This window comes from Flintibacter sp., assembly GCF_046973065.1.
Genome location: NZ_JBKVXZ010000080.1, coordinates 1 through 11,841 on the forward strand (window position 1 = coordinate 1; position 11,841 = coordinate 11,841).

General features: G+C 57.2%; 15 protein-coding genes. 4 read left to right on the forward strand and 11 right to left on the reverse strand.

Features of this window, described 5'->3' with window-relative positions; translation table 11 throughout:
* Nucleotides 1–73 precede the first annotated feature (73 nt).
* Nucleotides 74–811, forward strand: a complete 738-nt coding sequence (locus ACLTXB_RS17785) for an amino acid ABC transporter permease (RefSeq protein WP_051355058.1) — start codon at nt 74–76, stop codon at nt 809–811.
* On the forward strand, nt 795–1,541 hold the full coding sequence (locus ACLTXB_RS17790) for an amino acid ABC transporter ATP-binding protein (RefSeq protein WP_325207376.1): 747 nt from the start codon (nt 795–797) through the stop codon (nt 1,539–1,541). The genes ACLTXB_RS17785 and ACLTXB_RS17790 overlap by 17 nt, the downstream gene beginning before the upstream one ends.
* 39 nt (nt 1,542–1,580) lie before the next feature.
* Here ACLTXB_RS17790 and ACLTXB_RS17795 read toward each other — a convergent pair whose 3' ends face one another.
* From ACLTXB_RS17795 to cysE, 4 genes are all read right to left on the reverse strand, one after another.
* A complete protein-coding gene (locus ACLTXB_RS17795) occupies nt 1,581–2,204 on the reverse strand; it encodes a YitT family protein (RefSeq protein WP_428227862.1) in 624 nt (207 codons plus the stop codon).
* A 199-nt stretch (nt 2,205–2,403) separates the two neighbouring features.
* Entirely contained in the window at nt 2,404–2,940 is a 537-nt protein-coding gene (rbr, locus tag ACLTXB_RS17800; RefSeq protein WP_008981783.1) for a rubrerythrin, read from the reverse strand.
* A 168-nt stretch (nt 2,941–3,108) separates the two neighbouring features.
* The gene (gene cysS, locus ACLTXB_RS17805) at nt 3,109–4,551 is read right to left on the reverse strand and encodes a cysteine--tRNA ligase (RefSeq protein WP_428227863.1); all 1,443 of its coding nucleotides are present in this window, start codon (nt 4,549–4,551) and stop codon (nt 3,109–3,111) included.
* Between the two features lie 15 nt (nt 4,552–4,566).
* Nucleotides 4,567–5,238, reverse strand: coding sequence for a serine O-acetyltransferase (cysE, locus tag ACLTXB_RS17810; RefSeq protein WP_008981781.1), 672 nt, complete (start codon nt 5,236–5,238; stop codon nt 4,567–4,569).
* A gap of 563 nt (nt 5,239–5,801) precedes the next feature.
* Here cysE and ACLTXB_RS17815 point away from each other — a divergent pair.
* Both ACLTXB_RS17815 and ACLTXB_RS17820 read left to right on the forward strand, forming a co-directional pair.
* Complete coding sequence (locus ACLTXB_RS17815) at nt 5,802–6,494, forward strand: helix-turn-helix domain-containing protein (protein WP_428227864.1); 693 nt, start codon at nt 5,802–5,804, stop codon at nt 6,492–6,494.
* Nucleotides 6,491–6,856, forward strand: coding sequence for a hypothetical protein (locus ACLTXB_RS17820; RefSeq protein ID WP_428227865.1), 366 nt, complete (start codon nt 6,491–6,493; stop codon nt 6,854–6,856). The genes ACLTXB_RS17815 and ACLTXB_RS17820 overlap by 4 nt, the downstream gene beginning before the upstream one ends.
* A 58-nt stretch (nt 6,857–6,914) precedes the next feature.
* On the opposite strand, the gene ACLTXB_RS17825 is transcribed toward ACLTXB_RS17820, so the two are convergent.
* The 7 genes from ACLTXB_RS17825 to ACLTXB_RS17855 all read right to left on the reverse strand — a co-directional run.
* A complete protein-coding gene (locus tag ACLTXB_RS17825) occupies nt 6,915–7,253 on the reverse strand; it encodes a histidine triad nucleotide-binding protein (RefSeq protein WP_008981778.1) in 339 nt (112 codons plus the stop codon).
* Between the two features lie 67 nt (nt 7,254–7,320).
* Nucleotides 7,321–8,337: a hypothetical protein gene (locus tag ACLTXB_RS17830; protein ID WP_428227866.1), complete on the reverse strand. Its 1,017-nt coding sequence runs from the start codon at nt 8,335–8,337 to the stop codon at nt 7,321–7,323.
* On the reverse strand, nt 8,324–8,818 hold the full coding sequence (locus ACLTXB_RS17835; protein ID WP_020989922.1) for an RNA polymerase sigma factor: 495 nt from the start codon (nt 8,816–8,818) through the stop codon (nt 8,324–8,326). Before ACLTXB_RS17835 ends, ACLTXB_RS17830 begins: the two co-directional genes overlap by 14 nt.
* Before the next feature lie 158 nt (nt 8,819–8,976).
* Nucleotides 8,977–9,999, reverse strand: coding sequence for a hypothetical protein (locus ACLTXB_RS17840; protein WP_428227867.1), 1,023 nt, complete (start codon nt 9,997–9,999; stop codon nt 8,977–8,979).
* On the reverse strand, nt 9,986–10,480 hold the full coding sequence (locus ACLTXB_RS17845; RefSeq protein WP_428227868.1) for an RNA polymerase sigma factor: 495 nt from the start codon (nt 10,478–10,480) through the stop codon (nt 9,986–9,988). Before ACLTXB_RS17845 ends, ACLTXB_RS17840 begins: the two co-directional genes overlap by 14 nt.
* Nucleotides 10,481–10,600: 120 nt before the next feature.
* A complete protein-coding gene (locus ACLTXB_RS17850) occupies nt 10,601–10,804 on the reverse strand; it encodes a hypothetical protein (RefSeq protein ID WP_428227869.1) in 204 nt (67 codons plus the stop codon).
* A 59-nt stretch (nt 10,805–10,863) separates the two neighbouring features.
* A partial coding sequence (locus tag ACLTXB_RS17855) for a DHHA1 domain-containing protein (protein ID WP_428227870.1) occupies nt 10,864–11,841 on the reverse strand: 978 nt, incomplete at its 5' end.

Genomic DNA, 11,841 nt, shown 5'->3' on the forward strand with positions numbered 1-11,841 from the left:
GTGCAAAGCCGCATTTGCGGCTTTGCACGGCTGTGTATTGGGAATTTTGAAAGAAAGATAAGGGAGTACAACTATGCTTGAATCCTTCCTCCAAATGTTTACCAATCCCGGTCCCGCCAGCTTCATCAACTTCACCTTCCTGCCCAAGTACACCTTCTATTTTGTACAGGGCGTGAAGTACACCCTGATGCTGTCTGTTGTGGCGGTGCTGCTGGCCGTGATCCCCGCCCTTTTGCTGGCCCTGATGCGGCTGAGCAAAAGCCGCATTGTCCGCTGGATCTCCGGCGCTTACATCGCCATCTTCCGCTCCACGCCTATGCTGGTGCAGCTGTACATCATCTATCTGGGTGTATTCTCCTTCATCGAGGTGCCCAAGATGACCATTTTCGGCTTCTTGCGTCTGGATCTGTTTATCCCCAGCGTAGTGGCTCTGGCGCTGAACAGCTCCGCCTATGTGGCTGAGATCTTCCGGGCCGGTATTCTGGCGGTGGATGCAGGCCAGACCGAGGCCGCCCGCTCTCTGGGCCTGTCCTCCTGGCAGTCCATGCGTCTGGTAGTCCTGCCCCAGGCGGTCAAGAATGTACTCCCTGCCCTGGCCAACGAGGTCGTCACCATGGTGAAGGAGTCCTCCATCTGCTCCGTGATCGGCGTGTACGATCTGATGTGGGGTGCAAAGACAGTCATTACCAACTCCTACATCGCAGTGGGTCCCCTGGTCCTGGCTGCCATCATCTACTTCTGCATCAACTTCCCCGCCAGCAAGGCCATCGAGGCCATTGAAAGGAGAATGCGTCGTGGCGACAAGCGCTGAGCTCATCCGTGTTGAGCACGTCATCAAGGAATACAACCACGGAGCGGTGAAGGCCCTTAACGACTGCTCCCTCTCCATCAAGAAGGGCGAGGTGGTTGCCATCATCGGCCCCTCCGGTTCCGGTAAGTCTACTCTGCTGCGGTGCCTGAACCTGCTGGAGATCCCCTCCAGCGGACACATCTACTTCAACGGCGTGGACATCACCGACAAGAAGGTAGACATCAACCTCCACCGCCGGAAGATGGGCATGGTGTTCCAGCACTTCAACCTCTTCCCCCACATGACGGTGAAGAAGAACATCACTCTGGCCCCCGTTCAGCTGGGTCTGAAGAAGCAGGATGAGGCCGACGCTCAGGCCATGAAGCTGCTGGAGCGCATCGGCCTGGCCGACAAGGCGGATGAGTATCCCAACATGCTCTCCGGCGGCCAGAAGCAGCGTATCGCCATCGTCCGCGCTCTGGCCATGGAGCCCGAGGTCATGCTCTTTGACGAGCCCACCTCTGCTCTGGACCCGGAGATGGTGGGCGAGGTTCTGGACCTGATGCGGGACCTGGCCCACGAGGGCATGACTATGGCGGTGGTTACCCACGAGATGGGTTTTGCCCGTGAGGTGGCCAGCCGGGTCATCTTCATGGACAGCGGCGCTATTCTGGAGGAAAACTCCCCTCGTTTTCTGTTTGATTCCCCTCAGAACCCCCGTACACAGGCCTTCCTGAGCAAGGTTTTATAAAAAATATCCGCGGCAGATCGTTTGATCTGCCGCGGTTTTTTATGTGTTTTCCGGCACTGCCTTTTTCTCAGGGCTCTTGAATCGCTGGACAAACCCGATGATCTGTCCTGACAAAAGCACCGTCAGCAGGGAACAGGCCAGGCGCTTGAGGTCGATATAGCTTACCGACAGCCCCAGCACCACCAGATCGGTGATCAGGTAAGCCCACTGAATGTTCCAGTGCGTGACCACTGACATGCTCATAGCCAGGGCATCGTCCCCGCCGGGAGCACCTCCCGCCCGGACGCTGAGCCCCACGCCGATCCCTACGAACAGAGCGCCCAGCACCGCCGCCAACAGGGGGTATTGGGCCAGCTGCGGCCAGATGGGGTCGAACTGCTCAAACAGGGCATAGAACAAGGAAAATCCGCCGCCGGCAATGATGGAGTAGCCAATAAACTCCTTGCCCAGCAGGCGCCATCCCATCCAATAGCACACGGCATTGAGCACCAAACCTGTCACCGCCGGGGAAATTCCAAACCAGTGGTGCAACAACAGGGTCATGCCCAACACGCCGCCCTCGGTCACGCCGGATAAGGCGTGCACATTGTAAAGGCCAAAGGCTAAGATTGCGCTGCCCAGCAATGCCAGCAGACACTTCTTTGGCTTCAACAGGGAAAACAAAATAACAACTCCTTTTATCCCGTCTGCTTTCATTATATCTGTTTTCCCCATTTTTGGCAACAGCTATTGGCTGTTTATATCATCTTCGCCCTTTTTCACAATTATTTTCCACTTCTCGCCATATTCCATATTTTTATGCGGGCGGGAAGCAAAAAGTCGGGCCGGACATTTTGTCCGGCCCGACTAGTGCTTATTTCGTTTAGTAGTTCTCAGCCTTCAGTTGGAAGTAATCCTTGGGATGAGCGCACACAGGGCACACCTCGGGGGCCTGCTTGCCCACGTGGATGTGGCCGCAGTTGCTGCACTGCCAGATCATGTCGCCGTCACGGGAGAAGACCAGGCCGCCCTCCACATTGGCCAGCAGCTTGAGGTAACGCTCCTCGTGCTCCTTCTCGATCTTGGCAACCTCGGAGAACAGGAACGCGATGTGGTCAAAGCCCTCCTCCTTGGCCTCCTTGGCCATGGTGGCATACATGTCGGTCCACTCGTAGTTCTCACCCTCGGCGGCAGCCTTCAGGTTCTCAGAAGTGGTGCCGATGCCGCCCAGCAGCTTGAACCAGATCTCAGCGTGCTCCTTCTCGTTGGCAGCGGTCTCCTCAAAGATCTTGGAGATCTGCACATAGCCGTCCTTCTTCGCCTTGGAGGCAAAGTAGGTGTACTTGTTGCGGGCCTGGGACTCTCCGGCAAAAGCGGTCCACAGGTTCTGCTCGGTCTTGCTACCCTTCAGTTCAGGCATCGTAAGTTCCTCCCTTAAAAATTATTTAATGCGAATAATTCTTGTTTAACTGGTTACATTATAGCAACTGCCCAAAGCTTTGTCAATCACTCTTTGTTTTTTTTAAGAAAAATCCCCCTTCAGTATTCCCAGATACTGAAGGGGGGATTCTACGTTTTTTTCGCGTTTTTACACACGCTTCCAGGAGGCGCCGCCGGGCACGTCGGTGATCTCAATGCCCTGAGCCTTCAGCTCATCCCGGATCTGGTCAGCCTTGGCAAAATCCTTGGCCTTCTTGGCCTGATAGCGCTCCAGCACCATGGCGTCCACGGCAGGGTCACCCTCGCCGGTGATGGTGTAGTCACCGGCAGAAGTGGTCTTCTGGGCAGCCTGCTCCTTGCGCACCTGAGCCGCCTTCTCCAGCAGGGACAGGGACAGCACCTGGTCAAAGTCGCCCAGAATGGCCAGCTTGGTGGCGTCGTCGGTCTTAGCCTTCAAGGCGTCGTACAGCAGGGTCACCGCCATGGAGGTGTTCAGGTCGTTGCCAACCTGCTGCAGGAACTTCTCCCGGTACTCTTGCACCACCGCCTGGTCGGCCTCGCCGCCCTCCTTCAGGGCCGCGATGCGCTTGATGAGCTTCTGGTAAGCGCCCTGGGCGTTGTCCAGGTTCTCCCAGGAGAACACCAGGCCCTTGCGGTAGTGGGACTGCAGGCAGAAGAAACGGTAGCTGAGAGGATCATAGCCCTTCTCCTCCAGCAGGGAGACGGTCAGGAACTCGCCCTTGGACTTGGACATCTTGCCGGAATTGGTGTTCAAGTGGTGGACATGGAACCACTGCTTGCACCAGGGGTGACCCAGGTAGCTCTCAGACTGGGCGATCTCGTTGGTATGGTGGGGGAAGGCATTGTCGATGCCGCCGCAGTGCAGGTCCAGATACTCGCCGTTATATTTCAGGGAGATGCCGGAGCACTCAATGTGCCAGCCGGGATAACCCACGCCCCAGGGAGAGTCCCACTTCAGGGCCTGGTCCTCAAACTTGGACTTGGTGAACCACAGCACGAAATCGTTCTTGTTGCGCTTGTTGGAGTCCTCCTCCACGCCCTCGCGCACGCCGACTGCCAGGTCCTCCTCGTTGTGGTCGTTGAAGATGTAGTAGCGATCCAGCTTGGAGGAGTCAAAGTACACATTGCCGCCGGCCACATAGGCATAGCCCTTTTCCAGCAGCCCGGAGACGATCTTGATGTACTCATCAATGCAGCCGGTGGCGGGCTGGACGGTGTCGGGAGTCTTGATGTTCAGCTTGGCGCAGTCGGAGAAGAAGGCGTCGGTGTAGTACTGGGCGATCTCCATCACGGTCTTGTGCTCCCGCTTGGCGCCCTTGAGCATCTTGTCCTCGCCGGTGTCGGCGTCGGAGCTGAGGTGGCCCACGTCGGTGATATTCATGACCCGGTTCACATCATAGCCGGAGTAGCGCAGGAACTTCTCCAGCACATCCTCCATAATGTAGGAACGCAGGTTGCCGATGTGGGCGAAGTGGTAGACGGTAGGGCCGCAGGTATACATCTCCACATGGCCGGGCGTGTGGGTGGTAAACTCTTCTTTTTTATGGGTGGCAGAATTATAAAGCAGCATAGCTGTCTCCTCCTTTTATCTCATGTTCTTGGGAACAAAGTTTCCGCTTTGGTACTGTTCATCCAGCAGACGCTCCACCAGCTCCAGCCGGGCAGAGAGAGCCTCAATACGCTCTTCCACCGGGTTTTCCACGCTGGTCTGGTCCACGTCGTCGGCATAGTGGGTGGTGCGCCCAGCAATGCGGACGATCTGGGCGGGGATGCCTACGGCGGTGGCATCCTCGGGCACCTCGCTGAGCACCACGGAGTTGGCCGCGATGCGCGCTCCGTCTCCCACCTTGAAGGGGCCGAGGATTTTCGCTCCGCAGCCAATGAGCACGTTGTTTCCGATGGTGGGGTGGCGCTTGCCCTGGTCCTTGCCAGTACCGCCCAGGGTGACTCCATGGTAGAGAAGCACATCGTCTCCCACTTCGGCGGTCTCGCCGATGACGATGCCCATGCCGTGGTCAATGACGAACCGGCGGCCGATCTTGGCCCCGGGGTGGATCTCGATGCCTGTCCAGAACCGGTTCCACTGGGAGACGAACCGGGCTAAAAACTTCCAGTTATGGCAGTATAACCAGTGAGCCAGACGGTGATACAGGGTGGCGTGGACCCCCTGGTACAGCAAAAAGATCTCCAGCTTGGAGCGGGCCGCCGGGTCACGGCGCTGATAGGCCTCCAGCGTCTCCATCAGGGAATGAAACATAGTATCCTCCTTTTCTCCGGGGCACACGGGCTCCGGCCGGCGCCGATTGGGGCGCATGATATGGTATGCTTACGGTTTCGGCTACGTCCCAACATCGACACGCCTCCAAGATCATTCCGTTTGTGTTACACATATCACTGCACCTCCTTCGGTCCGTTTGGAGAAAAACAAAAACGCCTCTCACGCCCACTTCGGGCATAAGAGGCGACGAATCGCGGTTCCACTCTCATTTCTCACTTGTCTGACCGCTATCGGGGCCAAGCCGGGCGGCATTACCCGCCGCGCTCCCGGACGCACTTCACATCCGCCAACCTAAGCCCCCTTTCAGCCGGTGAAGGGCTCTCTCTGTCTGCTGGGTAGGACGTTACTTTTCCGTTCTCTGCGCTTTACAAGTCAGTATATTACCATTGCTTGGCGTTTGTGTCAAGTCCGCCCCGTTTTTTGCCCCACAATCCCCCCTGTCAACCTGAGGTTGACAGGATTCCAGCTTCTTTTTCTTGTCAACTGCCCCGTCCTTTGCTATGCTGAAACCAGAAAGAGGTCGGAGAAATGGAGGGATTTCCATGGAATTAAAGGAACGCATTGCCCTGGCCCGAAAGCAGGCCGGGCTGTCTCAGGAACAGTTGGGGGAAAAGCTGGGCGTCTCCCAACAGGCGGTAAGCAAGTGGGAAAGCGGCCAGAACAACCCCGACGTGGCCTATCTGGCAGAGATGTGCCGGCTGTTCGGCGTGTCCTCCGACTGGCTGCTGCTGGGCAAAGAGACGGAACAGGCCTCTGCTCCCGCCCGCTGCCCCGACTGTCAGGCCATTGTAACAGGATTGGACAATTTCTGCCCCAACTGCGGGTGCTCTCTCAGGTCGCCTCCAAAGGAGCAGTATGCTCTGGTCTTGAGGTCTATTATTGCTGATCCTGTGGACAGCAATGTTCTCTATCGTATCTGTAAAGAGGGAACCTACTGTCCCACGTTTCCTCTTCCAGAAGACTTTTCCTCAGATGATGCCCACCGCATCCTAGGCAATGCACCCAGGGTACTGTTTCGCGGTCTGACTCTGGATCAGGCCCGAGCGATCGAAGGCCGCTTTTTCCACCCCAACGACTTGCTGATTTGCTTTGACCCCACCGGCGATGCCCCTATCCCCCGCCTGATGGACCAACCTTACAAGCCAAGCAACAAGCAGGGCATGTCCTTCGGAGCTACCGTGGGCGCGGTAATTCTGGGGGTTATTTGTGCGTTGCTCCTTCTCTCCATTTTATGAGACGCATCAATCTGACCCTGCTCCTGCTGGCAGGCGGCTTCTATCTGCTGAATCGCCTGGTGCTCCAGACAATCACCGGAGGATGGCTCCATTGGTTTCTGGTGTGCTATGCCAACGATCTGTTTGCCGGGCTGGCCATAGTGGCCTGGACCGATCTTCTGCTGGATTGGGGCCACCTGCCCCCTATCCGCTCCTGGAAGCAGACAGTTCCTCTTCTGCTTGTCTGCGGTCTGGTGTGGGAAGTGCTGGCCGCCCTGTGGAAAGCAGGTGCGGTTTTTGACCCATGGGATTTTGTAGCCTATCAGGCTGGCGGTTTGTTGTGGTTGCTTCTGGTCCGCCGGATTTCCAACATAAAAGCATAATATATGCCCCTCGTTCCCTGTTTGGGAACGAGGGGCGCTATGTTTTTTCTGCAATCAATCAACCCGGAGGCCAGGTCATGTCGCGGCCAGCCAACACGTGGAAGTGCAGGTGGGGCACACTTTGACCAGCCTGCTCGCCGATGTTGGAGACCACCCGGTAGCTCTCCAGACCCAGCTCCTTAGTCACCTTGGAGATAACGGCAAAGATGTGGGCCACCACCGTAGCATTTTCGGGAGTAACCTCAGCCACGGAAGCGATGTGAGTCTTGGGAATCACCAGGAAATGGGTGGGCGCCTGGGGCTCGATGTCGTAAAAGGCATAGACCGTCTCGTCCTCATAGACCTTGTTGGACGGGATCTGGCCGTTTGCGATCTTACAAAACAGACAATCGGACATGGATAAACCTCCTTTGTTTGTCAAGTAAGACCATTGTACCCCAATTTGTCGGGATTGCAAGATTTTTTTACTCCGTCACAGGCTGGAGCCCATTCAGAGAGAAGGTCTGACCATAGAGCGTCACTGCGGTCACATTTTCAGGGTCTACCAGCTTCTCCGGCTGGAACTGGATACGGCAGTCATCCGTCTCCCCTGTCTGATCAGCGGACGCTGAATAGATCCCCTCCTCCATTTTAACGATACTTCCGTCCTCCAGGGTCAAAGACACGCTCCCCCGCTCCTCATGCAAGGTGTCCATGGTAGGGTCGCAGGCCTCCAGGGTGAATACAAACCGAATGGGAGAAATGTAGATACTCTTCAGTCCCAGCTCTTTTCCCTCCAGGGAGAAGGGCTCATCCATCTGGTACAGTAGCCCAGCGTCCTCTGTGGGCAGCGTTCCGGTACAGCTCCACCCATCGGAGAACTGCACAGGCCCTTCTTTTGTACTCCAGAAGAACTGGCGAGGGGTCAGAGTGAAGCTCCCGCCCCACATCTCCTCCACCCCCAGCAGAACATCATAGCTCCACAGGATGGTCGCCTGATTGTCCTCCGGGTCCGGGTCTTCCAGCGGAATTCCCCTGGGCATGCCGCCCAGCAGAAGCTCTTCTCCATGGGCACTGGTAATGGTGGGCTCCATATCGAATATACGGTACTCCAGCTCCGGAACGATTCCCTCCGGAGCGGTGAGTTCCACCAAGGTGGCAATGGAATTGCGGTCCATAAGTACCTGTTTGATTTTCACCGTCCAGCCGTTGTCGTAGGTGTGGCTTTGCTCTACCGGTACGATCCCCGCCGACATTAGGCTAGCGTCCTTTGGTTCTCCTTTAAAATACTCCACGATCCTCTGATCCAATCCCGTCGCCACGGTAAATGCACAGGCCATCAGCATCAGCGCCGCAGCCACCAGTACTGCCACCATCTTTTTCATCGGTTTCACGGTTTTTCCACTCCTTTCCCCGCTCAGGAGGCGCTCCAGCATGGCCTCCTGCCGCTCCGGGAACAGCTTCACCTGGTCAAACACCCGCTTTAATTCACGGTTTTCCATACTCGTTCACCTCTAAGATGTCTTTCAGCTTCCACCTGGCCTGTACCAGCCATGTGCGGACGGTAGATGGGTTCTTCTCCAAAATCTCCGCCATCTCCAGCGTGGAATATCCCTGATAATAGTAGAGATAGATAACCATCCGTTCCTTCTCAGGCAGGGATAGGATGTATTCCCACAGTTCCCCGTCCTCCGGCTGTTCCCAGGTCAGTGTTTGAAGTGCTTCCTCCCCCGCCCGCCGGGTACGCCACCAGTGCTTGAGCTGGTTTTTACAGTGATTGCGGGCGGTGACGATGAGCCACGCCTTCTCATGCTCCGGATCACGGAAAGGCTTGTCATACTCCATTGCCTTTTGAAAGACCGTCTGGGTGGCGTCCTCCGCGTCAGGCACATTTTTCAGCAGCATCAGGCAGATTTGATAGACCATGCCCACATGCCGCCGGTAGAGGGCGGCCACTTCCTCTCCGGTACGAATTGTTCCCATCCGCGACACCTCCTTTCCTGTCTCTCTGCTTATAACACAATGCAGCGGGGCAGAATGTTGAGACCCCAAAAAATATTTCAGGGACGGCCCGAAAGCCGTCCCTATTTCATTGTATCACAAAGGATACTGTTTCACTTGCAGATATATTTTCCCTTTCATTAGGTCTGAGTATCCAGATGGATGGTCTGCCCCAGAAGCGTAACCGAGATCACATTCTCCGGCTTCACGATCTCCTCCGTCTGGAAGACACAGTATGCCGCTCCGGTGTTCTGGTCGTAGGTCTGGGACACTACGCGCCCCACGGCCACCGTTTCACCATCTGCCATGTGCAGGACCGCCCCTTCTTCCATGTAGTTCATCTCTGTCGGTCCCCACATCCGGGAATCGCTCCCCTCACCTTGCAGGGAGAAGGCCACGCTGATGGGCGAGAGATAGAACTCACCCAGGGTCATCTCTTCCCCGCTCACCTGGATGGGGGCGTTGACCTCATAAGTCATGCCGCTGTCCTCCTCAGGCAGCTGTACGGTGCAGCTCTGCTTCTCTTCCGAGAAATCCACACTCAGTTTTCTCCCCCCGCTCTCCTGCAGCCACATGGGAGTCAGCGTCAAACTCTGCCCGTTCAGACTCTGGCCTTCGGCCTGCTGGGACCCTCTGGTACACAGGAAGGTGAGCCGATTGTTCTGTCCATCTTCCTGTTCCAGGATGACCGGGCCGTAGCCCCAGCTTGCCACTCCCTCCTGGCCCTGCGTCTGGGAGGCCACCTCCATGCCCAGCTCGAAGTAGTAGTTCTCCCCGTCCAGCACGGTTCCCTCCGGGGCAACGACCTCAGCCAAAACCGCCAGGGAGTACCGGTCCGCCAGCACCTGCCGGATGTGGATCGCCCATCCATTTTCATAGCGGAAGCTTTTCTCCACCTCTACAACGCCGCCGGACACCAACTGGGCCTGCTCCTCTCCGCCGCCAAAATACGACAAAATCCGCTGGTCCAGCCCGGTCACCACGGTAAATGCGCAGGCCATCAGCATCAGCGCCGCGGCCACCAAAACAACCGTCATCTTTTTGATCCGATTCACAGGTCTGACCTCCTTCTGCTCGGTGAGGAGGCGGTCCAGCATGGCCTGTTCCTGCTCTGCCGTAGGGGCAAACGCCTCAAACGCCCGATTCAAATCATGGGATGTCATATCCTTCCGCCTCCATTCTTAATTTCAGCTTTTTCCGTGCCCGAACCAGCCAGGTACGAACTGTGGATGGATTTTTACCCAACAGCTCTGCAATCTCCTGGGCGGTATAGCTCTGGTAGTAGTAGAGATACAGCACCAGACGGTCATGCTCCGGCAGACTCCAGATGAGCTCTTTCAGCCCAAGATCCTCCGGCTGCTCACAGGTCATGTTCTGCAGCGCGGCTTCACTCTCCCGGTTTCTGCGCCACCAGTGCTTCAGCTGGTCCCGGCACTCATTGCGGGCGGTGACGATAAACCACGCCTTTTCATGCTCCGGATCACGGAAAGGCTTGTCCTGCTCCATCACCTTGCGAAAGACGGTTTGGGTCGCATCCTCGGCGTCCGGCACGTTTTTCAGCAGCATCAAACAGATCTGATACACCATGGACCCATGGCGGCGATAGAGGTCGGCCACTTCCTCTTTGCTGCGTACATGGTTCATTCCGGACACCTCCTTTTGTCTTTCTATCTGATACACGATTGAGGGGAAAGAAATGTTGCAAACACGGAAAAGAAAAGGGACGGTCCGGGGACCGTCCCTTTTCTTGATCGCTCAGTAAGCTCAGTTCAGCTTTTCAGCCACAAAATCGTCGATAGAAGCCAGTGCATCATCCAGCTTCAGCACGTTCGTGCCGCCGCCCTCGTCGTCGCAAAGTCCGCTTGGCTCCGCTTCTGTCTGTCGGCAAAAGCTACACCCGCTCCCTTGCTCCTCCTCTCCCCACCGGACCCGCTTTGCTGGGCTCCGGCGGGGGCCCCAGAGATACAAGTTCTGTGCTTGCTCAAAATCCTTATTTGGCGGCGTCTGCGCCGGATCTGCGCATGGGCTCAGTTCAGCTTACCAGCTACAAAATCGTCGATAGAAGCCAGTGCATCATCCAGCTTCAGCACGTTCGTGCCGCCGCCCATGGCGCTGTCCGGCTTGCCGCCGCCCTTGCCGCCGCAGATGGCAGTGACATTCTTGATGATCTCGCCGGCCTTGATGCCCTTGGCTACAGCTTCCTTGCCGCACACGGCCAGGAAGGTGATCTTCTCGCCGTTGACGGTGGCCAGTACCGCCACCACGTTGGGAGCCTTGTCCCGGAGCATATCGCCCATCTGGCGCAGCTTGTTGGCGTCGGCATCGGCGATGGTGGCAGTCAGCACCTTCAGCTCGCCCACCTGACGGGCACCGAACAGGAAGCGGTCGGCCTCGCCGGCAGACTCCTTGGCCTTGAACTTCTCCACCATCTGGTGCAGAGTCTTGACCTCCAGCATGGTCTGCTCCGCCTTCTCACGCAGCTCGCCGGGCTTGGCCTTCAGGGCAGCAGCAGCCTGGAAGAGCATTTCCTGGTTGCGGTTCATCACGTCCAGAGAGGCCTGGCCGGTGGTAGCCTCGATACGGCGCACGCCGCTGGCCACGGAGAACTCGCTGGAGATGTGGAACACGCCCACCTTGGCGGTGTTGTCCAGGTGAGTGCCGCCGCAGAACTCCACGGAGTAGCCCTCTCCCATGTCCACCACGCGGACGGTATCGCCGTACTTCTCGCCGAACAGGGCGATGGCGCCCTTCTTCTTAGCCTCTTCGATGGGCAGCACGTCAGTGTGGATGTCGTAGCCCTCCAGCACTGCCTCGTTGACCATGGCAGACACCTTGGCCAGCTCCTCAGCGGTCAGAGCGGAGAAGTGGGTGAAGTCGAAACGCAGGCGGTCCTCCTCCACCAGAGAACCGGCCTGATGGACGTGGTCGCCCAGCACGGTGCGCAGAGCCTTGTCCAGCAGGTGGGTGGCAGAGTGGGCACGCATGACGGCCTTGCGGCGCTTGAC

What these genes read in the sequence shown, in the direction of transcription:
- ACLTXB_RS17785 (WP_051355058.1), top strand. Translation starts at nt 74, where the DNA reads ATGCTTGAATCCTTCCTCCAAATGTTTACCAATCCCGGTCCCGCCAGC.
- rbr (WP_008981783.1), bottom strand. Translation starts at nt 2,940, where the DNA reads ATGCCTGAACTGAAGGGTAGCAAGACCGAGCAGAACCTGTGGACCGCT.
- cysS (WP_428227863.1), bottom strand. Translation starts at nt 4,551, where the DNA reads ATGCTGCTTTATAATTCTGCCACCCATAAAAAAGAAGAGTTTACCACC.
- cysE (WP_008981781.1), bottom strand. Translation starts at nt 5,238, where the DNA reads ATGTTTCATTCCCTGATGGAGACGCTGGAGGCCTATCAGCGCCGTGAC.
- ACLTXB_RS17815 (WP_428227864.1), top strand. Translation starts at nt 5,802, where the DNA reads ATGGAATTAAAGGAACGCATTGCCCTGGCCCGAAAGCAGGCCGGGCTG.
- ACLTXB_RS17820 (WP_428227865.1), top strand. Translation starts at nt 6,491, where the DNA reads ATGAGACGCATCAATCTGACCCTGCTCCTGCTGGCAGGCGGCTTCTAT.
- ACLTXB_RS17825 (WP_008981778.1), bottom strand. Translation starts at nt 7,253, where the DNA reads ATGTCCGATTGTCTGTTTTGTAAGATCGCAAACGGCCAGATCCCGTCC.
- ACLTXB_RS17830 (WP_428227866.1), bottom strand. Translation starts at nt 8,337, where the DNA reads ATGGAAAACCGTGAATTAAAGCGGGTGTTTGACCAGGTGAAGCTGTTC.
- ACLTXB_RS17835 (WP_020989922.1), bottom strand. Translation starts at nt 8,818, where the DNA reads ATGGGAACAATTCGTACCGGAGAGGAAGTGGCCGCCCTCTACCGGCGG.
- ACLTXB_RS17840 (WP_428227867.1), bottom strand. Translation starts at nt 9,999, where the DNA reads ATGACATCCCATGATTTGAATCGGGCGTTTGAGGCGTTTGCCCCTACG.
- ACLTXB_RS17845 (WP_428227868.1), bottom strand. Translation starts at nt 10,480, where the DNA reads ATGAACCATGTACGCAGCAAAGAGGAAGTGGCCGACCTCTATCGCCGC.